The organism is Microbacterium jejuense (assembly GCF_039544225.1).
Taxonomy (GTDB): Bacteria; Actinomycetota; Actinomycetes; order Actinomycetales; family Microbacteriaceae; genus Microbacterium; species Microbacterium jejuense.
In genome coordinates, this window is the sequence record NZ_BAABLG010000008.1 from 660,556 (window position 1) to 685,301 (window position 24,746).

A 24,746-nucleotide genomic window follows, 5' to 3' on the forward strand; every position below is an offset into this window, starting at 1 on the left:
GTCACTCCCCTGGATGCTGGATGGGGCCCGGATAGTCGAAGAGGTCGTCGAGCCCGACGCCGAACGCACGGGCGAGCTGGAACGCGAGTTCGAGCGACGGCGAGTAGCGCCCCTGCTCGATCGCGATGAGGGTCTGCCGCGTCACTCCGACGCGGCGGGCGAGGTCGGCCTGCGTCATGCCCGCGGCCTCGCGCGCGGCACGGATCGAGTTGGTGACCTGGGTGGGCTTGACCATCAGACGAGCCCGCGGCGGTAGGCGATGACGCTCGCGATGCCGCCGACGATCGACGACAGCGCGAACCCGAAGAACATGGTGTTGGCGATCCAGAACCAGTCGGCCTCGAACGCGCAGAGCACGATCACCCCGAGCCCCGCGATGACGAGGAACGCCTGACCCACCCGGGTCGACATGTGCGAGATGTCGCGATCGCGCTGGTCGCTCTTTCCGACGCCGTCGGGATCGCGCATGCCGGCGAGCATTCCCCACGCGATGCTGAGCAGGATCGCGGCGACGATGCTGGCGCCGATCGTCCACAGCATGAGGGGCACCCAGTCGACGTCGGCGAGCGGTCCACCGCCCGCCTGCTGCAGCACCAGCACGATGTAGACCGCCATGGCGAGGACGCTCACGATGAGGCTCGCCCAGATGTTGCGCTCTTCGTAGACCATGACTCCGCCCTCCGCGGCATGTAAAGAATGTTTGACACCTGCACGGTACGCCGGCGCCCTAGGCAATGTCAAGGATTCTTTACATTGCCTCCCGCGCCACGGCTCGGCCACAATGAGGGGCGGTGGACCGAAGGCGTCTTACAACGTTGTAGGCTCGGAGCACGCCGGCCGGGGAGCCGACGGCATCGGAGCGATCGGGGGTGGGCGATGGCGGCAACGCTGCACGACGTCGCGCGCCTCGCGGGCGTCTCGATCAAGACGGTGTCGAACGTCATCAACGACTACCCGCACATCCGCCCGACGACCAAGGAGCGCGTCGAGGCCGCGATCGCCGAGCTCGGGTACACGCCCAATCTCACGGCACGCAGCCTCCGCTCCGGCCGCACCGGCTCGATCGCGCTGGCCGTGCCCGACCTGGCGCTGGCGTACTTCGCCGAGCTGGCGGCATCCGTCATCGCCGCCGCCGAGGCCTCGGGGCTCGTCGTCACGATCGAGCAGACCGGCAGCGGCGGACGCCAGCGCGAGCTCGACCTGCTCACGAGCCCGCGGCGCAAGATGAGCGACGGCCTGATCTTCAGCCCGCTCGAGATGAGCCAGGACGACGTCGCGCACCTGAACGTCGACTACCCGCTGGTGCTGCTCGGCGAGCGCATCTTCGAGGGGCCCACCGACCACCTCACGATGCGCAACGTCGAGGCGGCCCGCGCCGCGACCGAGTACCTCATCGACTCGGGCCGGCGGCGCATCGCGATCGTCGGCGCGCACGAGGGCGAGCTGATCGGCTCGGCGGCGCTGCGCCTGCAGGGCTACCGCGAGGCGCTCGAGGCCCACGGCATCCCGTTCGACGGCCGCCTCATCGGTCCGTCGATCGAGTGGCATCGCGCCAACGGCGCCCGGTCGATGCGCGAGATCATCGAGCGCGGCGTGGCGTTCGACGCCGTATTCGCCCTCAACGACACGCTCGCGTTCGGTGCCATGCGCGCGCTGCAGGAGGCGGGACTGCGCGTGCCCGACGACGTGGCGGTCATGGGCTTCGACGACATCGACGAGGCGCAGTACTCGATCCCGTCGCTCACGACTGTCGACCCGGGCCGCGCCTGGATCGCCCGCACCGCGGTATCGACGGTCATCGAGCGCATCGAGGGGCTCGACGCTCCCCCGCGCCTGCTGCTCGCCGACTTCGAGATCGTGCAGCGCGAGTCGGCGCCCGCCGTCGCCCGCTGACCCTCCGCCTCGCGACGGTCGGCGCCCTCGCCGTGGTCCGTTCCGCCCCGGGGTGTCGGCATAGGCGCCTCAGTCCTCGGCGGGCCACTCCACGCGCGGCCAGCCGTCGCGCCACCGCAGCGGCAGCAGGCCCAGCCGGAACTGTCCGTCGAGGTCGGCGTCGTACCAGTGGAAGGCCAGCAGCCCGCCCGAGGCCGACTGGCCGCCCGGGCCGACGCGCGTGCCCGAGGTCGCGAGCACCGGGGTGCCGCCGTCTTCGAGCAGGGGAACGCCGTCTGCGTCCAGGTACGGCCCGGTCACGTCCTCAGACCGCCCGACCGCGATGTTGTACGTGCTGTCGGCGCCCTGGCAGCACGAGTCGCGCGACACGAACAGGTAGTAGTACCCGTCGTGCGGCACGATGTAGGGCGCCTCGATCGCGTTGGGCGGCGACTGCCGGTCGGCCAGGCGCAGCGGCTCGTCGTCCTCGGTGCCGGCGGCGCGCAGTCCGCTCGGCCACTCCAGCGGCACCATGCGGATGCCGCTCCAGAACGAGCCGAACGCCATGAAAGGGTCCCCCTCGGCGTCCTCGACGATGCCCGGGTCGATCGCGTTGAAGTCGGTGCCGGCGGACTCGATCACCACGCCCTGGTCGACCCACTCGTAGTCGGGGTCGGCAGGATCGAGGGTCGTGTTGGTGGCCAGCGCGATGAGCGACGTGTTCGAACCGAACGTCGACGCCGAGTAGTACAGGTACCACGTGCCGTCGTGCTCGTAGAGCTCCGGGGCCCACAGGTTGTCGACCCCGGGGACGGCGTCCACGAGCCACTGCGGCTTCTCGTCCCACACGGTGCCGGCGTCCTCCCAGTCGGCGCCGTCGTCCGACCGCCGGACCTGGATGTTGCCGTCGCCGACCTGCCCGTTGCCGGTGGAGTAGAGGAACGACGGCTCGCCGTCCACGCCCGCCACGAACGCGGGGTCGTGCACGAACGTGTCTCCGCTCAGCTCGGGGGCGGCGGGCGTCCCCGCGCAGCCGGTCATCGCGGCGACGACGGCGAGCAGGGATGCCGCCACCGCCGCGAGCCGTGACCTCATGCCAGCGCGATCGCCGACCACGACACCGGGGGCAGCGTGACGGTGAGCATGCCGCCTTCGAGCACGACGCCGTCGAGGGTCTTGAGACCCACGCGCTCCTGGTCGGCGAGCGTGTTCTTGGCGTACACGTCGTCGTCCCACACGGTGACCGCTTCGGCGACCGTGGCGACGCGGAGCTCGGTGACGTCGACCGTGACGGTGATCGCGTCGGTCTGGCTGCGGTTCACGAGGAACACCGCCGCGGCGCCGTCGTCGGCAGTGACCACCGAGTCCACCAGGGGCGCGTCGCCGTACACGGCTGTCGCGTAGGTGCCGGCGTCGATCCGGGGCTTCAGCACCTCGCCGCGGGCGAGGCGCGAGGTCACCGAGAAAGGGAAGAACGTGGTCTGGCGCCAGGCGGCACCGCCCGGCTCGGTCATGATCGGCGCGATGACGTTCACCAGCTGCGCGAGCGACGCCGAGGTCACCCGGTCGTGGTTGCGCAGCAGCGTGATCATGAGATTGCCCAGCACGACGGCATCCGCCACCGAGTAGACGTCCTCGAGCTGTCGCGGGGCGACGCGCCACTGGTCGTTGACCTCGTCGGAGGCCTGGTGCTCGTCGAGGTACCAGATGTTCCACTCGTCGAACGAGAGCTTGATCTTCTTCTTCGACTTGAGCTTGTTGCCCACGTGGTCGGCGGTCGAGACGACGGTCTCGATGAAGTACTGCATGTCGATCGACGACGCGAGATACGAGCCGAGGTCGCCGCCGCGCTCCTGGTAGTAGGCGTGGCACGAGATGAAGTCGACGTGGTCGTACGCGTGCTCGAGCACGGTGCGCTCCCAGTCGCCGAAGGTCGGCATGGCCGAGCCCGACGAGCCGCACACGACCAGCTCGAGGCTGCGGTCGGCGGCCTTCATGGCCTGCGCCGTACGGGCGGCGAGCTTGCCGTAGTCCTCCGCCGTCATGTACCCGGTCTGCCAGGGGCCGTCCATCTCGTTGCCCAGGCACCACATCTTGATGTCGTGCGGCTCGGGGGTGCCGTTGGCGATGCGCTGGTCGCTCAGCGCCGTGCCCGACGGGTGGTTGCAGTACTCGAGCAGGTCGAGCGCGGCCTCGATCCCGCGGGTGCCGAGGTTGACGGCCATCATGAGCTCGGAGCCGGTGAGCTTCAGCCACCGCGAGAACTCGTCGACGCCGACCTGGTTGGTCTCCAGCGAGTGCCACGCGAGGTCGCGGCGCACCGGGCGCTGGTCGCGGGGGCCGACCGAGTCCTCCCAGCGGAAGCCCGACACGAAGTTGCCGCCGGGGTAGCGGATCGTGGTCGAGCCGAGTTCGCGCACGAGGTCGACGACGTCGAGGCGGAAGCCGTCCTCGTTGGCCGTCGGGTGACCGGGCTCGTAGATGCCGTCGTAGACGCAGCGGCCGAGGTGCTCGACGAAAGAGCCGAAGATGCGGCGGTCGATCGGGGCGACGACCGCCTCGCGGTCGACCGAGATGCGGGCGGTGGCGGGTGACGTGGTCACGTTTCTCCTCCAGGGTGGGGCCGGCTGCGGGCAGCACGGCATGACGGTGCGGGGCGTGCCCGCGAGTTCAGGGGTCTGTTCAGCGGCCGGATGCCGCCGTCACGGGCGCCGGTTCGCCCCGGCGGTCGGCGGCTCGGGGATGGTCAGGATCGAGCGCCGCGAGCCGGTGGTCGACGAACCACCCCGCGACGAACAGCACGACGGCGAAGCCGACGAGCGGGACGAGCATGGGCAGCAAGCCCAGGGCGACGCCGATGACGGCCAGGGTGACGAGCAGTGCGAGGCTCATGACCGGCGACGTGAACGGCAGCACCGCGGCGTACCGCAGCACGGGGCCCGGCCTCTCGTCGTACCGGACGGCCACCGTCAGCGCGGCGGCGAACGCGAGCAGCGCTCCGGCGCCGACGACCCAGGTGAACCCGGCGAGCGCCGCCGCGACCGGTCCGTTCAGCGCAGGCAGCACGGTGGTGTCGAGCGCGAGCAGCACCGCGATCACGCCGAACGGGACTCCGATGAGGTTCGCGCGCCAGAACTGGGCGCGGTATGCCTGCGCGAACGTGCGCACGAGCCCGGTCTCGAGCTCTCCGTCGCGCAGGAGCGTGAGGCAGGCGGTCGCCGCGAGCGCTGCCGGTGCGAACCCCAGCACGACCAGTCCGACGATCGTGCCGGCGACGAACAGCAGGTTCACGACGATGAGGGCGGCGATGACCCGCAGCCACGACATCACGCGTCCGGCCCACCCGGCTTCGGCGATCATGCCGTCACCGCCTTCGAGCCGGTCCACACGACGCCCTCGGCGTCGAGGCCGGCGAAGGCGAGCACCGGGCGCTGCGCCACGGGGTCGAACGCGCCGAAGACGACGGCATCCAGCACGACGTCGCCCTCGCCCGCGCCGACGATGAGCGGCGTGGTCAGCGCCTGCCCGTCGGTGTGGGCGGCGGCGACGATCGGCAGGCGGACGGATGCCACGACCCCGCGCTCGGCGGGGTCGAACCTCACGACGTCCCAGTCGCCCGACACCGACGCGGGCGCGGGCAGGCGCTCGGCGTCGTCACCGGCGAACGGGTGCGGCGAGACGAGGGGCCACCCCGACGCCGTGACGTGCACGCGGCGGATCTGCGCCTCGTGCCGCGTCGGGTCGTCGGCGTGACGCACGTGGTGCACGAGGAACAGCCGGTCGCCGTCGCGGAACACCGAGTTGTGGCCCGGCGCGGTCCACGCCGTGCCGCCGGGGAACCGGTGGCCGCCGAGGATCTTCGTGCCGACGGCATCCGGCGCCACGTCCGACACATCGGTGAGGGCGCGGCCACGGGCGTCGAGGTAGGGCCCGGTGACCTGGTGCGACGACGCGACCCGCACGCTGTAGCTGTCGAACAGCGAGTCGTACGAGACGAACAGCACGAAGCGGTCCTCTTCGGGGCGGTACACGATGTAGGCGCCCTCGACCGCGCCGTCGACGCTGGCCGGCCGGCGCGCGATGAGCGTGCCGACCTCGTCGGGGTCCTCGGCGAATCCGGTCCGCGCGTCGAGCGGGAGGATGTGGATGCCGCCGAAGAACGAGCCGTACGTCAGCCACGGGCGTCCGGCCCGGTCGAAGACCACGGCGGCGTCGATCGCGTTGTGCCCGTCGACCTGGTGGGTCGTGGTGACGACGGGTCCGGCATCCGCCCACGGTCCTGCCGGGGACGCGGCGGTCGCGAGGCCGATGACCGATGTGCGCGAACCGAACGTCGAGGCGGAGTAGTACATGTGCCACAGCGGCGACCCGTCGGCGGTGGGCCAGCGCACCACCTCGGGCGCCCACAGCCCCTCTGCGCCGGTGTGGGCCAGGGCGGCGGCGGGCACCCCGTCCAGCGCCGTGCCGATGAAGGTCCACGTGACGAGGTCGGGCGAGGTGCGCACGTGCACCCCCGCGGGGATGTCGTCGACGCCGACCGCCGCGTCGGTCGAGAACATGTACCAGCGGCCGTCGTCGCCGCGCACCACGGTGGGGTCGTGCGCGTTGCGCGCACCCCACGTGGTCGGGTCGGCGGCGGTGGCCGCATCCATCGAGTACGTCACGATCAGCCCTTCGCTCCCGTGAGGGCGACCGACTCGATGATCTGACGCTGGAAGATGACGAACACCGCGAGCACCGGGATCAGCGCGATGAACGAGGCCGCCATGATGAGCGGGTAGTCGGTCTGGCTGGCGTACGTCGCGTTGAAGCTCGCGATGACGAGCTGCAGCGTCTGCTTCTCGGGCGAGTTCAGGTAGATGATCGGGGCGAGGTAGTCGTTCCACACCGCCATGAACCACAGGATGAACTGCGCCGCGATCGCCGGGCGGATCGCCGGGAAGATGAGGGTGAAGAAGATCCGCAGGTAGCCGGCGCCGTCGATCTTGGCGGCCTCGATGATCGAGTCCGGCACCGAGTCGAGGTACTGGCGGATGAAGAAGATCATCACGATGTTGCCGAAGACGCCGGGGAGGATCAGCGGCCACAGGGTGTCGACCATGCCGAGGTCGGCGAACAGCTTGAACTGCGGGATCATGATCGTCGGGAACGGGATCATGATGGCCGCCAGCAGCATCAGGAACAGCACGTTCTTGCCGGGCAGCCGCAGCTTCGCGAACGCGAAGGCCGCCAGCATCGAGGTGATCGTGCCGATGATCGTGACGGTGGCCGACACGATCACCGAGTTGACGATGCCCGACAGCAGGGGCCCTGCCGACCAGACCCGCACGTAGTTCTCCCACACCACCGGGTCGGGGATCCACTGCGGCGGCAGCGCGAACACGGCTTCGCGGGTCTTGAGCGACGTCGAGAACGTCCACAGCAGCGGCGCGATCATCACGATGCCGCCGATCGACAGCACGATCGTGAGGATGACGTTGACGAGGCCGTAGGCGCCGAACCAGCGCCGGCGGCCGGCGGAGTTGCCGGTGGGGCGGCCGATACGGCGCTGGGGCAGCTTGCGCCCCGGCGCGCCCTCGAGGTCGGAGTTCAGGGCCGACACGGCCCCGGGAGTGGTGAGCGTCATGATGTGCCTCAGTCGATCGAGAACTGGAAGCGGCGGTTGAGCCGGAACTGGATCGCGGTCACGACGAAGACGAGCAGCCCGAGGACCACCGACATCGCTGTCGCGTAGCCCATCTGGAGGTAGTTGAACGCCTTCTGCCAGATGTACCAGACGATCGAGGCCGAGCTGAACTCGGGACCGCCGGTGGGGGTCATGATGTTGATCTCGATGAAGATCTGGGCGCCGCCGATGATGCTCGTGACGACGAGGAAGAACGTCACCGGGTTGAGCATGGGCACCGTGATGTGGCGGAACTGCTGGAACGCCCCGGCGCCGTCGAGGGCGGCGGCCTCGTACAGGTGGCGCGGCACCGACTGCAGGGCCGCCAGGTACAGCAGCATCGAGTAGCCGAGGCCCTTCCACACCGCCATGATGATGATCGCCGGCTTGACGGTGTCGGCGTTCTGCAGCCAGTTGGGGCCGTCGATGCCGAACAGCGCCAGCACCTGGTTCACCAGGCCGAAGTCGCCGTTGTACGCCCACTGCCACAGGATCGCGACGGCCGCGAGCGACGAGATCACCGGCACGTAGTAGACGGTGCGGAAGAACGTCGTGCCGCGCATCCGGCGGTTGAGCGCGAGGGCCAGCAGCAGCGACAGCACGAGCCCGATCGGGATGCCGATCATGTAGAAGATCGTGTTGCCCATCGCCTGCCAGAAGTACCGGTCGTTCGCCATCTCGACGAAGTTGGCGATGCCGTTGAACACCGGCTCGCTCAGGCCGTTCCACTTCGTGAACGAGGCGTACACCGAGAACACCAGCGGGTAGCCGGTGAACACCAGGAACCCGACGATCGGGATCGCGACCAGCGCGAGCGCGGCGCGGTGCTCGCGGCGGTGCAGCCGCGAACGACGGACAGGGGTCGTCGTCGACATGGGAACCTCGTTTCAGAAGAGATCAGGAGAGGGTGGATGCCGCACCCCGGGCCCTCGGGTTCGTCCGAGGCGCGGCATCCACTCGATCAGCGGGTCAGCCGATCAGCCGATGCCGGCTTCGGCGTTCGCCTTGTCGAGCATCTCCTGCATGCGCGGCTGGACTTCCTTCAGGTAGTCGGCCGCGGTCTGCTTGCCGTCGAGGACGGGCTGGATGTTCTTGAACAGCTCGTCGTACCACTCGGCGCTGTACGTCGTGTTCGCGGGGAGCGCCCGGCCGTAGTCCTGGACGATGTCGAGGAACTCCTGCTTGTTGTCGGGCGGGAGGGTCGAGGAGGTGACCCACTCGTTTGCCATGTCGATGAGGTTCGGGATCTGCACACCGGCGTCGACCAGCGACTGCTGGGCGGTGGGGTCGGTCGACAGGTAGATCGACAGCTTGGCCGCCATGTCGGGGTCCTTGGTCGACTCGCTCACGGCGATGCCGAGCGTGCCGGTCCAGGTCGCGGTCTCACCGGTCGAGCCGACCGGCCAGGGGATGAGGTCCCAGTCGAAGTCGAGCTTCTCGTACGTGGGCACGTCCCACGGGCCGACCGGGAAGAAGCCGATCTCGCCCTTCATCCACCGCTGGTAGGTGTCGAGCGTCTGCGCGTCGGTGGCCGACGGGGTCACGCCCTCCACGTTGGTCAGGTCGGCGAAGTACTGCAGCGCCTCGGCGAACTCGGGGGTGTCGACGGTGACCTTCGTGCGGTCCTTGTTGAGCCAGTCGCCGCCGTTGGACCACACGAACGCCTGCAGGTTCCACACCACGTTCAGGCCGGTGCCCCACTGGTCGAGCGTGCCGTCGCCGTTGGTGTCCTGCGTGAGCTGCTTGGTGACGGCCGTGAACTCGTCCCACGTGAGGGGCGTGTCGGCGTCGGGAAGCGGGATGCCGGCCTTCTCGAACATCGTCTTGTTGTAGCCGAACGAGAACGGGCCGACGTCCTTGGGCATCGCGTAGATCGCGCCCTGGCCCATGAGCTTGCCGTCGAAGCGGTAGCTGTCGACGCCGTACTGCCAGACGTTGTCGAGGTCGAGGTCCTTGTCGCCCTCGACGTACTCGGTGATGTCCTTGATGATGCCGGTCTTGACGTAGGCCTGCACGCTGCCCGGGTCGATGTAGAAGACGTCGGGAACCTGCTTGCCGGTGATCGCGGCTTTCAGCTTGGTGCTGTACTCGTCTGCCGTCGTCATGATGATCTTGACGTCGACGTCGTTGTCCTTCTCGAACTGCTCGATCGCCGCGGTGTAGGCCGCCTTCTCGGCGTCGCTGCCGCGGAACATGAAGGTCAGCTGCTCGGTGCCGCTGTCGCCGGAGCCGCCTGCGCAGCCCGACAGCATCAGTCCGCCGACCGCCAGCATCGCCGCCGCGGCGATGACCGGCTTCCGTGACTTCGTCATCACGATTCCTCTCGTAGTGCTGTGTGATCAGCCTGCGGGATCCCGGGGGGATCGATCGCCGCTGACCGTGGATGTCCCGTTGATTTACAACGTTGGAATTACGGGGTGGACAACAGTGTGCGACGCGATCGGAGGTGCTGTCAAGCCGTTCGGGTGAAAAAGTTCCAACGTTGTAGAAGCGTGATCGGCGAGCTCCGGCGACGAGAGGATGCCGGGCGCCCGACATCGGCTCCCGACAGGTCAGTCGAGCCGGTCCGCGGTGGCAGGCTCGCGGGCCGGCCACACGACGAGCAGGAACGCCGAGATCGGCCCGAGGAAGAACGTCAGCAGGAACCACGTCCAGGCCGACCGGTTGCGGGTGCGGGCGAACCCGCCGGCCAGGATCGCGACAGTGAGCCACAGTGCCGAGACGACCGAGGCGAGGGCGGAGACATCCTGCATGCGCGCGACGCTAGCGGAGCCCGGCCGGCGCATTCCGCCACCGAGCGTCATTCGGTTTATGATGCCTCAGCCCGTCATCGCCGATGGGCGCACACCGCACCCCCGGAGTTCCACATGCGCAAGCGCTGGATCGCGCTCATCGTCGTCGCGTCCGTCCTCGTCGTCGCCCTCGTCGGCGTGTACTGGGCGGGCCGCAGCCTGTTCCACATGCCGACGGCCAAGGGAGTCGACTCGGTGATCGGCGAGCTCGGCGGCACGCGCGTGCTCGGCGTGTTCGCGCACCCCGACGACGAGCAGACCGTCAACGGCCTGTTCTGGCGCGCCAAGACGCAGGACGACGCCTACACGGCGATGATCACCGCGACGCAGGGAGAAGCCGGGCATCAGGTCCCGGTCGTCGCCCGGCAGGAGGATCTCGGCGACATCCGCAAGGCCGAGGCCCTCAAGAACAGCTTCAACCTCGGTGTCGATGAGCACGAGGTGTGGGACTACCCCGACGGCGGCGTGCCCGAGGTGGACGAGCAGGAGCTCGTCGACCGGGTCGCCGACACGATGAAGCGGATCGAACCCGATGTCGTCGTGGCGTTCTGGCCCGAGTCCGGGGCGACCGGGCACAAGGACCACATGCGCATGGGCGAGGTGACCGAGAAGGCGATCGCCCAGCTCGAAGACGAGGACGGCTCGTACAGCGGGCCGAAGTACGTCGTCTACACGATCAGCCCCACCACGGCGCTGGAGATGTTCGGCGGCGAGGCGGGCGCGTTCGTCGTGAAGAACCAGCCCGACCCCGAGTATGCGATGTCGGCCGAGACGGGCAAGAAGATGGAGGGCTGGAAGATCCACTCCTCGCAGGAGAACTACCTCCAGGAGGCGTACCACCTGCCCGCGTGGCTCGTGTACCTCCTGTGGGACCAGGAGTTCTACCACATACGGGATCTGCAGGCCGACCCGCTGAACTGATCCGGGATGCCGGGCGCCGCGGCATCCACTAGGTTCTCGCCATGGGATTCCTCACGGCAATCGTCCTGCCGCTCCTGTTCATCGTGATCGGTTTCGTGGCGCTGTTCTACGTCGTGCGCGGTGCGGTGCTCAGCGCGCTGCGCACCCACCACGCCGAGGTGCATCAGCCGCCACAGTCCACGCCCGGCTACGTCGACGCCGACGGTCTCTGATCACCAGCGATCAGATCACGGCCTCGCTCCACGGGTCGGGGTTGCCGAAGCGGTGCGCGGTGATCGTCACGGACTGCTCGTGCAGGAAGGGCAGCAGCTCCAGCCGGCCGGCGGTGGTGACCTCGTTGTCGTAGACGGCGAGGTCGGGATCGCCGCCCACGGCCTGCGACACGAGGGTGTGCAGCGCCGCGACCGACTCCGCGGCGCCGATCAGGCGCACGCGGTCCGGACGCGGTGCCTGCTCCTCGTCGGCGACGGCGGTGAGCAGGTCCTCGTCGGCGGTGATGCGCTGCAGCCACTGCTCGTCGGACTCGACATAGACGGCCACGTCCCCTTCCGCGAGCACGCGCCGCACCGCCGCGGGGAGGCCCACCGGCGCACTGAGCGTCAGTCTCGAACCCGCACGCAGTCCCGCCACGACGACGCGCAGCACGGCCTGCCATGAGGCGTCGGCCGTCGCGCGCAGGGCCACCGAGCCGATCGGCCGGTACCGGAACAGGTTGCGCTCGACGCCGAGCGCCGACACGTCACGCACCTGGCCGAACTCGCGGTCCCACGCGATCGCGTCCGACAGGGCGCCGCGGCGCAGCCACTCGAACGACTCGTAGTCGAGCGAGGGCTGGGCGGCCTCGATGAGCGAGGCGATGCGCGTGTCGAGGCCCCGCAGATGGAGCGTGGCGGATGCCGGTGCCCCCGAGGTCGCGCGCCACCGGCCGAGGCCGACGAGATAGTTGGGACCGCCGGCCTTGGCGCCCGCCCCGACCGACGAGCGCTTCCAGCCGCCGAAGGGCTGCCGCTGCACGATCGCACCGGTGATGCCGCGGTTGACGTACAGGTTGCCTGCCTCGACGCGGTCGAGCCACATCGCCAGGTCGTCGGGGTTCTGCGTGTACAGGCCCGCGGTGAGGCCGTAGGCGACCGCGTTCTGCAGCTCGATCGCGTGCGACAGCGACGTCGCGTGCATGACGCCGAGGACCGGCCCGAAGAATTCCTCGTGGTGGAACCGCGACCCCGGCTGGACGCCGACGCGGATGCCCGGCGTCCACAGGCGACCGCGGTACTCGGGAGCGCCGTCCACGGGTCGCGGTTCGACGAGCCACTGCTCGCCCTCCTCGAGCGTCGTGAGCGCCCACTCGAGCTTGCCGCGCGGCACCTCGACGACCGGGCCGACCTCGCTGAGCGGGTCCGACGGCGGTCCGACCCGCAGCGAGTTCGCGGCATCCACGAGCTGACGGGCGAAACGGCGCGAGTGCCCGACCGGGCCGACCAGGATCGCGAGCGAGGCCGCCGAGCACTTCTGGCCCGCGTGGCCGAACGCGCTCTTGACGAGGTCGGATGCCGCCAGGTCGAGGTCGGCCGTCGGCATGACGATCATGGCGTTCTTGCCGCTGGTCTCGGCGAGCAGCGGCAGGTCGGGCCGCCACGAGCGGAACAGGGCGGCGGTCTCCCACGACCCGGTGAGGATCACGCGATCGACGGCCGGATGCGACACGAGCGCCTGGCCGAGTCCGCCCTCGTCGATGTCGACGAGGGCGAGCACGTCGCGGGGCACGCCCGCCTGCCACAGCGCCTCGGCGACGACGGCGGCGCAGCGCCGCGCCTGCGGTGCCGGCTTGAACACGACGCCCGAGCCCGCGGCGAGCGTGGCGAGCACACCGCCCGCCGGGATCGCGATCGGGAAGTTCCACGGCGGCGTCACGACGGTGAGCTTCGCCGGCTCGAACACCGCACCGCTCACGCGGTCGAGCTCGCGGGCCGTGGCGGCGTAGTAGTTCGCGAAGTCGACGGCCTCACTGACCTCGACGTCGGCCTCGGCGAACACCTTGCCGGTCTCGGACGCGGCGACCTCGATCAGTTCGCCACGACGCGCCTCCAGCGCCCGCGCGGCCGCGGCCAGCACGGCGGACCGGTCGGCTGCGGGGAGCGAACCCCAGCGGCCGGCGGCATCCGTCACCCGCGCGATGATCGCCTGCAGTTCCGATTCGTCGCTGACACGGGCGGCGGCGACCGTCTGGTCGCCCGCGCGGGAGGTCTCGATGCGGGAGAGGATGCCGCGGGCCCAGGCGCGGTTGCCGGGCAGGGCCGGGTCGCTGTCGGGCGTGTTGCGGAAGCCCGGGGCGCCCGCCGCACGCGCATCGGTCTGGCGCGGCGCGAACACCGCCGTCTCGATGAACGCCTCGGCGCCGAACACCTGCTCGGGGACGGCGGGTTCGAGCGGGGCGGTGTCGGTGGTCGCAGCCGACCGCGCGATGCCCATGACGACCTGCGTGAGGCCGGCCTCGTCGGCCGACCGTGCGGCGCGGCGCAGCCGGGCCTGCGCGCGCGGCGACTCGTCGGCCGGGTCGTCGGCGGTCGGCGCCGACAGCTCGGCGGCCTCGGCGGCGCGGTCCTGGTCGCGGTTCGGGCCGATCGCGAGCCCGGCATCGTCGGCGCGGGCGAGCGAGGCGACGAAGCGGTCGCGCTCGCGCGCGAACATCGCCGGGTCGTCGGCGAGGTCGAACGCGGCCGACAGGAAGTTGTCGCTCGACGCGTTCTCTTCCAGGCGCCGCACCAGGTAGCTGATCGCGACGTCGAACTCGTCGGGACGCACCACCGGCACGTACAGCAGCACGTGCCCGACCTCGCGTGTGACGGCCTCGACCTGTCCCTGCGCCATGCCGAGCAGCATCTCGAACTCGACATCGGGCGACGCGCCGGCGGCGCCCGATGTCGCCTGCACGGAGCCTGTCGAAGTGTCGGGCCGCACACCTGTCGCACCGGCGAGCAGCCAGGCGTAGGCGATGTCGAACAGGTTGTGACCGGCGACGCCGATCCGCACGCCGCGCGTGTGCGCGGGGTCGAGGGCGTAGCGCAGGCACCGCACGTAGTTGGCGTCGGCGTCGACCTTCGCGTCATAGGTGGCCAGCGTCCACCCGTGCATGACGGCATCCACCCGTTCCATCGCGAGGTTCGCGCCCTTGACGAGCCGCACCTTGATGCGCGCACCGCCCGCCTCGATGCGGGCGAGCGCCCACGCCGTGAGCTGCTGGAGCGCGGGGAGCGCGTCGGGCAGGTAGGCCTGCAGCACGATGCCCGCCTCGAGCCCCCGCAGGCGCGGGTCTTCGAGCAGACTCGTGAACACCGCGATGGTGAGGTCGAGGTCGCGGTACTCCTCCATGTCGAGGTTGATGAACGTGCCGTCCGCGGCGGCCGTGAGGTACAGCGGACGCAGTCGCTCGACGACCTTGTCGACCACCTCGTCGAACGCCCACATCGAGATGTGGCTCGCGATCGCCGAGACCTTGACCGACACATAGTCGACGTCGGGGCGTCGGATGAGTTCGTGGATGCCGTCGAGCCGGCGCCGCGCTTCGTCCTCGCCGAGCACCGCCTCGCCGAGCAGGTTCAGATTCAGGCGCGCGCCGCCCGCGCGCAGCTGCTCGATGGCGGCGCCGAGCTTGTCGGGCCGCGCGTCAACCACGAGGTGGCCCACCATCTCGCGCAGCACGCGCCGCGCGATCGGCACCACCGGCGAGGGCAGCACGGGGGCGACAGCCCCGCCGACGCGCACGGCCGAACGCAGGTACCAGGGCAGGAAGTCGGGCACGAGCGGGGCGACCCGGTGCAGATGCGAGGCCGCCGCCGAGAGGCTCTCGGGTCGCATCACCCCGTCGACGAAGCCGATCGTGAACGGCAGTCCGTTCGGGTCCTTCAGCACGCCGGCCAGTCGCTCGGCAGCGGGGTCCGCTTCGACCTCGGCGCTCTCGGCCGTCCATCGCTGCGCCAGCGCCACGGCCTCCTCGACCAGACGTCCGTCGGTCCCGGGTTCCATGCGCGCTCCATCCACCTCTGCGTCCACCTGCGTGACTCCAGCCTGCACCTCTTCGTGCGCGATCGGCTCGACATGTGCCATGACCTCTAGCGTGCGGCATCCATTCATTCGCGAAAAGCGAACATCTATGATCTATATCGTTCGATTCTGTCGATGGGATGCCGGTGTTCGAACTTCGCCGTCTCAGGCTGCTCCACGAGCTCGCGCTGCGGGGTACGCTCGCGGCCGTCGCCGAGGCCCTGTCGTTCAGCCCCTCGACGATCTCGCAGCAGCTCGGACTGCTCGAGAAGGAGGCGGGCGTCGCGCTGCTCGCCCCGGACGGACGCCGGGTGCGGCTCACCGAGCACGGGCGGGTGCTGGCCGCCCACGCGGCACGGGCGCTCGACCTCGACGAGCACGCCCGCGGCGAGCTCGAGTCGCTGACGCCGGGCCTCGCGCCGGTGCGCGTCGCGGTGATGCAGACGGCGACGCTCGCGCTGCTTCCGGGCGCCCTCCGGCTGCTCGCCGAACGCGCACCCGGACTGCGGGTCGAGCTCGTGCAGCTGCCGCCGGAGGAGGGCCTGTTCGAGCTCACCGCGCGCGGCGTCGACCTCGTGATCGCCGAGCAGTACCCCGGGCACACGCGCGCGCACGTCGAAGGACTCGAACGGGAGGTGCTCGGCACCGACCCCATCCGCCTGGCGGTGGCGCCTGCCGACACCGCCCGCTCGCTGGACGATCTGCGGCAGCGGGCGTGGGCGATGGAGCCCGCGGGCACCGCGGCACGCCAGTGGGCGGTGCAGCAGTGCCGGGCCGCCGGGTTCGAGCCTGACGTGCGGTTCGAGCTGGCCGACCTGACCGCGCACGCCCGGCTGGTCGCGTCCGGTCAGGCGGTAGCCGTGCTCCCCGACCTGCTGTGGACCGGTGCTCCGGCTCCGGTCCGGCTGCTCGATCTGCCGGGGCGCCCGGCGCGCGAGATCTTCCTGGCGCAGCGGACGGCCTCTCGGGACCGTGCCGGCATCGTCGAGGTGCGCCGCGCGCTGCGCGACGCCTTCGCCGTCACGGGCGGCGATCCGGGCCGGTAGGTCTGCGGCATCCCCCCTCGTCCCCGCGAAACGACGTGTGCCCGGCCCTCTAGGCTGGGCTGGTGTCCGAGCAGCCGTCCGCAGCCCCCGCGCGGAAGAGCCGCTTCACCTGGGTGCGCGCGGCGAGCGATCGCGTGCCGACGGCCTGGTTCGCCGCGATCGGCACGGGGGCGTTCCTGGCCGCGACGGCGGCGTTCGGCGGGCTCGCTGAGGCGACACCGCCACCGCTCGCCGTGCTGGAGCCGGGCGAGGCGCATGTCACCGACATGCGCACCCTCACGGTGGTCAAGGCCGTGCTGATCGACGAGCTTCCGGGATCGGGCACCTGGCCCGAAGACGGCGAGCGCGTGCTCGCGATCGTGGTCGACGTCACGAACAACTGGGATCAACCGCTGCGCACGCGGGGGTCGTGGAGCGTGGAGGAATCGTTCTCGATCAAGGGCCTGGAGAGCGACCGCGACCTCGGCGATGACGAGAAGGACCCCGGGCCGAGCGTCGCCCGCTATGACGACACCACGGCCGGACCGATACTGCAGCCGGGTGTCCCCGCCAAGGTGGTCTACTCCTGGGCGGTGGACGCCGACGACTACCAGGCCGGTGACGAGCTCGAGGTCACTCTCGATGACATGAGGCTGTACACGGCGTCGTTCGTCGCCCAGGGCAGCAACTGGCAGGATCCAGTGCCGACGGCGACGATGTCGCTGCCGATCGAGGACGTCGGCGCCGGCGTGGAGGAGGACTCCGCCGATGACGACTGATCCCGTGCCGACGCCGACCACGCCTGCCGCAGCACCGGCATCGCGGAGGCTGCCTCCGTGGGCCGCGTGGACGATCGGCCTGCTGTGCATCGTCGCAGCCTGGTTCGTCTCGTTGGCGACGCCGGGCGACGCGCAGATGAAGGCGCCGTTCGAGGTGCCTGCGACGATCGGTCAGGCCGCCACCGGGCGGAACATCGCTGTGACCTTCACCGATCTCCGCCGTGCCGGCACGGTGAATGCGACGGCCTGGTCAGCCGAAGGGAACTGGCTGGTCGTGGATCTGGATGCGGAAGCCGTCCTCACCGAGGTCGGAGCCTCGCTCGGCTCCGCGCAGCTGCGGATCGACGGCAAGCAGTTCGACGCGAGCGAGCGGCCGAAGTCTTTCTACCGGGGAACGCTGCGTGTCGGCGTCCCGCAATCCGGCAGCCTCGCGTTCGAATTGCCCACCGAACTTCGTGCCGGCGAGGGCCGGATCGAGCTGGCGCTCAATGGCATCAACCCCGAGCTCGACTCGATGGTCGTGCTGACATTCGACCTCGCCGACCTCGACACGGTCGACGAGACCGACCTGCTGATGACGGGATGGACCAACCCGTGACCGGATGGTGGCGTTCCAATGCGGTCGCGCTGGGCGCAGTCCTGGTGCTCGTGCCGGCGACCTACGCCGCGATGGCGTGGAACGAGTGGTCGGAGACGCTGCAGGGCACACCGGCCCAGCCGATCCTCCTGCAGCCGGGTGAATCGACCGAGTACGTGGGTGCGACGATCGGCCCGGTCACGGCGGAGTACAGCGAGTTCCCCGATGCCCCGCAAGGCAGCAAAGTGATCACGGTCGAGATCCAGATCGATCCCGCGGGCTCCGAGTTCGCGTGCTCCACGCCCGAACTGCACGAGACCGGCGGCCTGGAACGACAGTGGAGCTACACCACCGATCTGGGCCGGGAGTGGGACGACGACCTGTTCACCGGGTGCGACTCCGAGCTGACCGAGCCCTATGCGATCACGGTCGACTACCTCGTCGCCGAGGACGTGTCGGGGCCGTTCACCGTCTGGCTCGCGTCCAAACCCGGGCTGCCGGAGTTCGTGAGCGCCGTCATCGACCCCTGATCCGTGACCGCCTGCGGCGACGGAGAACCGGATGCCGCGGCATCCGTCTCTCCCCCCGCGAGGCGTCCGCGCAGTCGCCCGATGACACCGTCGTAGCCGCCGGCCACGAGCGCGATGCGCACAGGCTCGATGAGGACCGGGGCGATCAGGAAGATCAACTGGTCGTTGATGAACCAGAAACTCAGAGGCTGGGGGCCGAACGCGCGCGGGATCGCCCATTCGAGCAGCCCTTGCACCCAGAGCAGCAGGGTGTAGAGCAGCACGAACCCCCCGATGAGCACCGGCCCGGCGCGCCACATCAGCACCAGCGCGTTGCCGATCGGCGTGAACCGGCTGATGAGCTCGCTCCAGATATCGCCCAGCCGCGCCCGGAGTCGGGCCGGCAGCGACCCGTACCGCGTGCGGATGCGGCGGCCCGTCTCGCCGCCGAGTTGCGTCGTGTCGATCGCCTGCGGGGCGACCACCTGCCCGTACAGCACTCCCGCGATGGTCAACCACGCGATCGGCAGGAGGATGATGCCGCCGGCCTCGCCGAGCAGCCAGTCGGTCGCGCCCCACAGCCAGCCGAGCGGCACGAACACCGACTCCATCAGCGACCGGATGTCGCTGAGCCACACCATGCCCTGCCGCGATCCGACCCATGCCGTGACGGATCCGACCACGTCGGAGATGACGATCGCCGCGAAGTACACCCATACGGCCTCGAGGTAGGCCGCGATGAACCCGAACCAGCGCGGAAGACGGTCGCGATGGCGCTTGAGCAGCCAGCGCAGCGCGAAGGCGACGACCACGATCGCCACGGTCAGGGGCGTGACCGTGACCATCCCGCCCACCCCGTCCCCACGCGCTTCGTCGGTCAGCAGTCGCCCGGTCGAGAGCTCCAGCGCACGGAGCGAATAGGCCACCGCGTCTTCGCGCAGATATCCCCACGCCGCGTAGAACGCGAAGAACGGGAGGATGCCGACCATCAGTGCGTCGAAGAACTCGCGGCGCCGGGTCGGCCCGTCCGTCGGCAGCGGCGCGATGGCGCGCAGCTGCCGCATGCCGTCGCGCAGCACCAGGAACATGGCCACCAGGGCGACGAGTCTGACGAGGATGGCGATCGGCAGCAGCAGCGATCCGGCGACCGCGCTGTAGGAACCGACCCAGCCCGCGACCTCGATGACCCCGTAGCGAACGAGGATCGCTCCGAGGTACAGCGCCAGCAGCACCGGCCAGTGCCGCCACAGCAGGCGGCCGGCGGTGCGCAGCACGGCGAGCAGATCGGTCACCCGCCTACGCTATCGGGAGCCGGAGCCCCGCTCCGCGCGGGAGCCGGGGCCGCGCCGCGGGGCCACGGACGCGGCCCGACCGTCGTCAAGGATGCTCTGAGCGCGTCGGCGCGGCGCCGGGCCGCGTCTCGTCGTCGGCATCCGCCGGAAGACGGCCCTCCTGCGCGCGGACAGCGTCGGCATCGCGTGCGTCCAGGTCGCGAGCGGACGCCGTGTCGTCGCCGGCGGTCGGCGCGCCCTCCGCGGGCCGCGCAGCGTCATCGACGTAGGGGTCGACGTCGTCGGCCTTGCGCAACGTCTCGGCCTGTCGCGTGCGCAGCTCCGCGGCCTCGTCGCGGTGATCGTCGATAGCGCCCGAACGTCGCTCGGCGTCGATCGATGCTTCGGCCGCACGCGCCTTCGCCGCCTCGGCTGCGGCGGTGGCGGCAGCGGCGTCGGCCTGGGCACGGGCTGCCTGCGCCTCGTGCTCGCGGGCGGCAAGGTCCGTCTCGCGTGCGTCGGCACGCAGACGCTCGGCCCGCTCGTGCTGGTGCTCGAGCCGTCGCGTCCTGCGACCGCGTGCGGTCACCAGCAGCGCGACGACGACGATCACGAGAACGATCGCGATGCCGACGATGATCCAGATGAGGGTGGTCGTGTCCACGGCACACTCCTTGACTCCCCGCGCCGGTATGGTTCGCCGGCGCGTCGGACCGTCCACGCAACCCCACCCCGTGAATGACGGCAAGCGGGTTGTGCTGGAGGCGTCCTGTGCGCTAGCGGCGGCTCATCCGCCGCATCCGGTCAGCTCCAGAGGCTGGGAGCGGGAGCCTTCGTCGAGGGCAGCGCGGCGCCGTCGGCCCAATCCGCGACCCAGCTCGGCAGCGGCGGCAGGTCGTCGGGGCGGCCGAGCGCGGCGAACAGCTCGTCGGTGTTGACCACTCCCCCGTTCTTGCGGAGAAAGCGGGCCCGCACGATCATTTCGGCGTAGACCTCGCCGTCGACCACGGCACGGTGGATCTGATAGACCGCCTTGTCATCGTGACCGTAGAGACGCGACTCGACGGTGAACCGCTGCCACAGCTGCAGCGACTTGCGGAACGTGACGGTCTCGCTCGCGACCACGGCGTACCAGTCGCGCTCGTTCATCGCATCCCACAGTCCCGTGCGGATCAGCAGGTCGAATCGGCCGAGGTCGAACAGCGACGCGTAGCGCCCGTTGTTCATGTGCATCAGCAGGTCGATGTCGGTCGGCATCGTGGTGAGCCGGACGCGGCCGACGGAGCGCGGCGGGATCGGGCCGCCGCGGCGCAGCGCCGCCTTGGCGCGCATGATCGTCAGGAGGGTCCGCCACCACACATTCACGAAGTGCGATCGTAGCGATCCTCGACGCAGATGCCGATTCGATTGCCGATTCCTACAACGTCGCGGCTGCATCCCTTCGGGGTCGGCAGCTCGGCCACGCGGACCGTGCGCGTTCTGGTATCAATTCGAGGGTGACCTCCCCGGCGACCGATGCCCTGGCCCCGCTGACTCCCGATGACGCCGGCGAGGTGCTGACGCTCCAGCGCGCCGCGTACACCAGCGAGGCGCGGCTGTACCGCGACCCGTTCCTGCCGGCGCTCACGCAGTCACTCGAGGAGCTCGAGGCTGAGCTGCACGGCCCGGGGCTCGGGCTGCGTTCGGCGGGTCGGCTGATCGGCGCCGTGAGGTGGACGGTCGACGACGGCGTCGCACACATCGGCCGGCTGACCGTCGTCCCCGATCTGCAGGGTCGCGGGATCGGGACGCGGCTGCTGCGGGCCGCGGAGGAGGCAAGCGGTGCGGACCGGTTCGAGCTGTTCACCGGGCACCTCAGCGAGGCGAACATCCGCCTGTACGAACGCGAGGGCTACGTCGTCGACCGGCGCGAACCGCTGCATGAGGGCGTCGACCTCATGTACCTGGTCAAGGTGCGCCCCCTGCCCTGACGGTGAGGATGGCGTTCCGATCACTCCTCCGCGGGAAGCATCAGGTTCGCCGGACGATGAGTTCTCGGCGTCGGGTCGGAGACTTCATCACCGGCCGCCATCTCGCGTCCGAGTCCCACCAGTACGGGCCTTTCACGTGCGGGACGCCGTCGATCATGCGGATCCGCCATCCGCTCGTGTCGATCGTGCGGTGATGGAAGAAGCACAGCAGGACTCCGTTGTCGACATGCGTCGGTCCGCCTCGTGCATGCTCCTGAACGTGGTGAATCTCGCACCACCGAGCCGTCACGTGGCAGCCGGGGATGACACACCCGCCGTCCCGCAGCCCGATCGCTTTGCGCTGGTGATGGGTGAAGACGCGGTCCAGTGTGGTGAGCGACAAGATCCGGCCGTTCTCACCCGTCAGGACGCGCTGAACCGCCCCGCTGCACGCGATGTGCCTGGCGGAGGCGATCGGCACCGGCTCGCCGTCGACGTGCGCGTACCCGCGACCGGTCGCGAGGTCCTCTTCACGGACCTGCACGACCAAGGTCGCCGCCGTGCCACCCAGCGTCGGCACCGTGTCGGCCTCGATCGCCGCGGTCAGCAGCGTGGCCAGCGCGTCGTGCCGCTTCTGCGCGGCCGTCCGCTGATCGGCCTGCTCCTCGAACAGGCCGATCGGATCATCCTGATCCGCGCCGACGAACCTCGGCCCGGGCAGGTCGGCGCCCGCAACGCGAGGGTTCAGCACACTGTCGAACCCGACCTGCAGCAGAGCCGCGACCTCGGGAAGCAGACCGCCGCGCACCGGGACCAGCCCGTCCGTTCCAGGTCGCCCGATCGTGACACCACGCTTGCGCAACGCCCGCGACTCGGCGCGTTCGGACCCGTCCGGGTCCAGATACGCCGCCCACACCTGCGCCATCGCCCGCAAGTCATCCGCCGACGCCGGCAGAGCACCGTCCGCGCCGCACCCCGACGCAGCGGCAGCCAGCTCTTCATCGGCCGCGAGCAGCCCGTCACGCCCCGCCAGCGTGCCGCGGAACACGCCCAGGACGGCAGCGACGCCGTCAAGCCCGGCATGCCCTGAGGTCAATGCCGCTCGCATCGCCGGGAACTGCGCCGGCAGCAGCTCCCCCGTCGACGGGGCCACGGACCGGCGCACGGCTTTACCCGCCGCGACCGCCTCGGCCGCGGTCCGCGATGAGACCCGCGTCGCCCGCTGCACGAGCTCGGCCAGGGTGCGGCATCCATAGCGCGACGTCAGCCGCTCCGGATGCGGCACCGACTCGTCCCGATCGACCACGATGGCGACCGACTCGACCACCACCGCCTCGCCAAGCGACGTACCCGCGCGGCGGTCGCCAACACGGCCAGCACCTCGTCGTCTCGACAGCCCCGCAGCGCCTCATCGACCACGGCATCCGAGAGCACCGCGGCGAGTGCATCGCGATCCCGGCGAGAGCATCGGCGAGGTCTGTCATGACACCATCATGCCGAGGGGTTCCGACATTCAAATCCCCAGATCCACCGGGTTTTTCCACCTGTGGATGACTCCGTTGGACGCGCAGTGCGCGCTCCCTGTGGAGGAGGGGAATGGATGCCCCCGGCCCGACCCACCCGCACCCACACCACCTCCGCCCCGAGACCCCGGGCGACACCCCGCGCGAACTCCCGCGCTTCGTCCCGACACCAGCTCACGACGTTTCGTCCCGCCCGTCCGCCGTTCGCTCGACGACCGAACGGCGGACCAGACCGCCGATCGCTGATCGCGGCCTCCCCCACCCGAGTACGACGTCCGACCACCCGCATCCCGCTGCCCGGCATCCGCTTGTCATACGCCGTTCATCCCGCGTTCGCGCGATTTCCCGTCTCGCGGCGAGCCGCGTAGAGTCACGCACATGGAAGCCGAAACCCAGACCGACATCGTCGTCCGTCCGGTGCGCGACGTCGACGCCGAGGCCCTCGGGCGCGTCCACGCGACGTGCTGGCACGAGACTTACGACCACCTGATCAGCAAGGCGGCCCTCGAGGCCGTCTCGCCCAAGCGCCTCGCCGAACTGTGGACCCACTGGGCCGTGCAGGGTCCCGAGTTCAAGATGTTCGCCGCCCTCGTCGACGGCGAGATCGTCGGGTTCGCGGGTTCCGGCCCGGCGCGCGACAAGGACGCCCCGCGGTTCCGCGAGCTGTACTTCATCTACCTGCTCGACGCCTATCACGGCACCGGCATCGGTCAGAAGCTCTTCGACGCCGTCGTCGAGCCCGCCGAGGGCCTGTACCTGTGGGTCGCCGACGACAACCCCCGCGCGCACCGCTTCTACGTGCGCAACGGGTTCACTCTCGACGGCGCGTCGCACACCGAGCCGTTCCTCGGCGAGACCCTCACCGAGGTGCGCTTCACGCGCTGACCCGTCCGTTCCGAGGGGGCGTGTCCGGTTCGCCGGGCATGCCCCTTCGTCGTCCGCGCCGGCGGTCCGCCGGAAGAATGGATGCCGCCGACCCGGCGTCCGGCGAGGCCCCCGATCCGCAAGACTGTTCGCATGCCCCCTCGCACCCCGCTCACCGTCTGGCCCCTCGAGGGCATCCCCGAGATCGCGTCCGGCACCGACCTCGTGGCCGTCATCGCCGAAGCCGCTGCCGGCGTGCTGGCGGACGGCGACATCCTCGTCGTGACGTCGAAGATCGTCTCGAAGGCCGAGGGTCGCTTCGTCGTCGCCGACGACCGCGAAGACGCCATCACCGCCGAGACCGTGCGGGTGGTGGCATCCCGTCTCACTCCGTCGGGGTTCACGACGCGCATCGTCGAGAACCGCCTCGGCATGGTGTCGGCGGCGGCCGGCGTCGACGCCTCGAACACCCCCGAGGGCACCGTGCTGCTGCTGCCGGTCGACCCCGACGCGTCGGCTCGCACGATCGCCGCCGGGCTGCGCGAGCGCCTGGGCGTCGAGATCGGTGTCATCGTGTCCGACACGCTCGGGCGTGCCTGGCGCGAAGGGCAGACCGACCACGCGATCGGCGCGGGCGGTGTCCTCGTGTTCGAGGATCTCCGGGGCGCGACCGACGCCGAAGGACGCCCCCTGGTCGTCACGATGCCGTGTGTGGGCGACGAGCTGGCCGCCGCCGCCGACCTCGTGAAGGGCAAGGCGGCACGCCTGCCGGTCGCAGTCGTGCGCGGCCGCTCCGACCTCGTCGGACCACTCGACCTTCCGGGCGCCCGGTCGATCGTGCGCCCGCTGGAGCGCGACATGTTCCGCCTCGGCGCCGACGAGGCCTATGCCGACGGATTCGCGGCGGGTGCGGCATCCCTCTCTCCGTCCGAGGGCGGTGTCGGCGCCGCCGACTAGC

General features: G+C 70.3%; 25 protein-coding genes. 10 read left to right on the forward strand and 15 right to left on the reverse strand.

Translation table 11 applies throughout. The features are described from left to right. Nucleotide 1: 1 nt before the first annotated feature. Together ABEA46_RS15645 and ABEA46_RS15650 are read right to left on the reverse strand one after the other, a co-directional pair. A complete protein-coding gene (locus ABEA46_RS15645; RefSeq protein WP_345545673.1) occupies nucleotides 2–235 on the reverse strand; it encodes a helix-turn-helix transcriptional regulator in 234 nt (77 codons plus the stop codon). After that, nucleotides 235–669, reverse strand: coding sequence for a hypothetical protein (locus ABEA46_RS15650; RefSeq protein WP_345545675.1), 435 nt, complete (start codon nucleotides 667–669; stop codon nucleotides 235–237). The genes ABEA46_RS15645 and ABEA46_RS15650 overlap by 1 nt, the downstream gene beginning before the upstream one ends. A gap of 207 nt (nucleotides 670–876) precedes the next feature. On the opposite strand from ABEA46_RS15650, the gene ABEA46_RS15655 reads away from it, so the two are divergent. Next, nucleotides 877–1,893, forward strand: coding sequence for a LacI family DNA-binding transcriptional regulator (locus ABEA46_RS15655; protein ID WP_345545677.1), 1,017 nt, complete (start codon nucleotides 877–879; stop codon nucleotides 1,891–1,893). Nucleotides 1,894–1,962: 69 nt separating this feature from the next. Here the strand turns inward: ABEA46_RS15655 and ABEA46_RS15660 are convergent, their stop codons facing one another. From ABEA46_RS15660 to ABEA46_RS15695, 8 genes are all read right to left on the reverse strand, one after another. Beyond that, nucleotides 1,963–2,967, reverse strand: a complete 1,005-nt coding sequence (locus ABEA46_RS15660) for an arabinan endo-1,5-alpha-L-arabinosidase (protein ID WP_345545679.1) — start codon at nucleotides 2,965–2,967, stop codon at nucleotides 1,963–1,965. Next, nucleotides 2,964–4,475, reverse strand: coding sequence for an arabinosylfuranosidase ArfA (gene arfA / locus ABEA46_RS15665; RefSeq protein ID WP_345545681.1), 1,512 nt, complete (start codon nucleotides 4,473–4,475; stop codon nucleotides 2,964–2,966). The genes ABEA46_RS15660 and arfA overlap by 4 nt, the downstream gene beginning before the upstream one ends. Nucleotides 4,476–4,554: 79 nt before the next feature. After that, entirely contained in the window at nucleotides 4,555–5,232 is a 678-nt protein-coding gene (locus tag ABEA46_RS15670) for a YesL family protein (protein WP_345545683.1), read from the reverse strand. Beyond that, nucleotides 5,229–6,536 (reverse strand): arabinan endo-1,5-alpha-L-arabinosidase, encoded by a 1,308-nt coding sequence (locus ABEA46_RS15675; RefSeq protein ID WP_345545685.1) that lies wholly within the window; start codon nucleotides 6,534–6,536, stop codon nucleotides 5,229–5,231. Before ABEA46_RS15675 ends, ABEA46_RS15670 begins: the two co-directional genes overlap by 4 nt. A 2-nt stretch (nucleotides 6,537–6,538) precedes the next feature. Next, nucleotides 6,539–7,498: a carbohydrate ABC transporter permease gene (locus ABEA46_RS15680; RefSeq protein WP_345545687.1), complete on the reverse strand. Its 960-nt coding sequence runs from the start codon at nucleotides 7,496–7,498 to the stop codon at nucleotides 6,539–6,541. An 8-nt stretch (nucleotides 7,499–7,506) separates the two neighbouring features. Continuing rightward, nucleotides 7,507–8,412, reverse strand: coding sequence for a carbohydrate ABC transporter permease (locus ABEA46_RS15685; protein ID WP_345545689.1), 906 nt, complete (start codon nucleotides 8,410–8,412; stop codon nucleotides 7,507–7,509). Between the two features lie 102 nt (nucleotides 8,413–8,514). After that, complete coding sequence (locus ABEA46_RS15690) at nucleotides 8,515–9,849, reverse strand: ABC transporter substrate-binding protein (RefSeq protein WP_345545691.1); 1,335 nt, start codon at nucleotides 9,847–9,849, stop codon at nucleotides 8,515–8,517. A 240-nt stretch (nucleotides 9,850–10,089) separates the two neighbouring features. Beyond that, the gene (locus ABEA46_RS15695; RefSeq protein WP_345545693.1) at nucleotides 10,090–10,290 is read right to left on the reverse strand and encodes a hypothetical protein; all 201 of its coding nucleotides are present in this window, start codon (nucleotides 10,288–10,290) and stop codon (nucleotides 10,090–10,092) included. Nucleotides 10,291–10,404: 114 nt separating this feature from the next. On the opposite strand from ABEA46_RS15695, the gene ABEA46_RS15700 reads away from it, so the two are divergent. Next, nucleotides 10,405–11,250, forward strand: a complete 846-nt coding sequence (locus ABEA46_RS15700; protein ID WP_345545695.1) for a PIG-L deacetylase family protein — start codon at nucleotides 10,405–10,407, stop codon at nucleotides 11,248–11,250. 41 nt (nucleotides 11,251–11,291) lie between these two features. Continuing rightward, nucleotides 11,292–11,462, forward strand: a complete 171-nt coding sequence (locus ABEA46_RS15705) for a hypothetical protein (RefSeq protein ID WP_345545697.1) — start codon at nucleotides 11,292–11,294, stop codon at nucleotides 11,460–11,462. A gap of 10 nt (nucleotides 11,463–11,472) precedes the next feature. On the opposite strand, the gene ABEA46_RS15710 is transcribed toward ABEA46_RS15705, so the two are convergent. Continuing rightward, nucleotides 11,473–15,273 (reverse strand): proline dehydrogenase family protein, encoded by a 3,801-nt coding sequence (locus ABEA46_RS15710; RefSeq protein WP_345545768.1) that lies wholly within the window; start codon nucleotides 15,271–15,273, stop codon nucleotides 11,473–11,475. A gap of 164 nt (nucleotides 15,274–15,437) precedes the next feature. Here ABEA46_RS15710 and ABEA46_RS15715 point away from each other — a divergent pair, with 164 nt between their 5' ends. From ABEA46_RS15715 to ABEA46_RS15730, 4 genes are all read left to right on the forward strand, one after another. Next, nucleotides 15,438–16,337 carry a LysR substrate-binding domain-containing protein gene (locus ABEA46_RS15715; protein WP_425563195.1) on the forward strand — a complete coding sequence of 300 codons (900 nt, stop codon included), beginning with the start codon at nucleotides 15,438–15,440 and terminating at the stop codon, nucleotides 16,335–16,337. Nucleotides 16,338–16,399: 62 nt separating this feature from the next. After that, nucleotides 16,400–17,095: a hypothetical protein gene (locus tag ABEA46_RS15720; protein ID WP_345545701.1), complete on the forward strand. Its 696-nt coding sequence runs from the start codon at nucleotides 16,400–16,402 to the stop codon at nucleotides 17,093–17,095. 112 nt (nucleotides 17,096–17,207) lie between these two features. Next, nucleotides 17,208–17,693: a hypothetical protein gene (locus tag ABEA46_RS15725; RefSeq protein ID WP_345545703.1), complete on the forward strand. Its 486-nt coding sequence runs from the start codon at nucleotides 17,208–17,210 to the stop codon at nucleotides 17,691–17,693. Then, the gene (locus tag ABEA46_RS15730; protein ID WP_345545705.1) at nucleotides 17,678–18,202 is read left to right on the forward strand and encodes a hypothetical protein; all 525 of its coding nucleotides are present in this window, start codon (nucleotides 17,678–17,680) and stop codon (nucleotides 18,200–18,202) included. The genes ABEA46_RS15725 and ABEA46_RS15730 overlap by 16 nt, the downstream gene beginning before the upstream one ends. Here ABEA46_RS15730 and ABEA46_RS15735 read toward each other — a convergent pair. From ABEA46_RS15735 to ABEA46_RS15745, 3 genes are all read right to left on the reverse strand, one after another. Next, nucleotides 18,106–19,473: a hypothetical protein gene (locus tag ABEA46_RS15735; RefSeq protein WP_345545707.1), complete on the reverse strand. Its 1,368-nt coding sequence runs from the start codon at nucleotides 19,471–19,473 to the stop codon at nucleotides 18,106–18,108. The two genes, ABEA46_RS15730 and ABEA46_RS15735, sit on opposite strands and share 97 nt — an antisense overlap. Before the next feature lie 85 nt (nucleotides 19,474–19,558). Beyond that, complete coding sequence (locus ABEA46_RS15740; protein ID WP_345545709.1) at nucleotides 19,559–20,116, reverse strand: hypothetical protein; 558 nt, start codon at nucleotides 20,114–20,116, stop codon at nucleotides 19,559–19,561. 140 nt (nucleotides 20,117–20,256) lie between these two features. Continuing rightward, nucleotides 20,257–20,817, reverse strand: coding sequence for an acyl-CoA thioesterase (locus tag ABEA46_RS15745; protein WP_345545711.1), 561 nt, complete (start codon nucleotides 20,815–20,817; stop codon nucleotides 20,257–20,259). 131 nt (nucleotides 20,818–20,948) lie between these two features. On the opposite strand from ABEA46_RS15745, the gene ABEA46_RS15750 reads away from it, so the two are divergent. Further along, nucleotides 20,949–21,422 carry a GNAT family N-acetyltransferase gene (locus tag ABEA46_RS15750; protein WP_345545713.1) on the forward strand — a complete coding sequence of 158 codons (474 nt, stop codon included), beginning with the start codon at nucleotides 20,949–20,951 and terminating at the stop codon, nucleotides 21,420–21,422. A gap of 40 nt (nucleotides 21,423–21,462) precedes the next feature. Here ABEA46_RS15750 and ABEA46_RS15755 read toward each other — a convergent pair whose 3' ends face one another. Next, on the reverse strand, nucleotides 21,463–22,731 hold the full coding sequence (locus ABEA46_RS15755) for an HNH endonuclease signature motif containing protein (protein ID WP_345545715.1): 1,269 nt from the start codon (nucleotides 22,729–22,731) through the stop codon (nucleotides 21,463–21,465). 571 nt (nucleotides 22,732–23,302) lie between these two features. Between ABEA46_RS15755 and ABEA46_RS15760 the strand changes: the two genes are divergently transcribed. Further along, nucleotides 23,303–23,809, forward strand: coding sequence for a GNAT family N-acetyltransferase (locus ABEA46_RS15760; RefSeq protein ID WP_141895780.1), 507 nt, complete (start codon nucleotides 23,303–23,305; stop codon nucleotides 23,807–23,809). Nucleotides 23,810–23,941: 132 nt separating this feature from the next. Next, nucleotides 23,942–24,745, forward strand: a complete 804-nt coding sequence (cofE, locus tag ABEA46_RS15765; RefSeq protein WP_345545718.1) for a coenzyme F420-0:L-glutamate ligase — start codon at nucleotides 23,942–23,944, stop codon at nucleotides 24,743–24,745. Nucleotide 24,746: the final 1 nt, after the last annotated feature.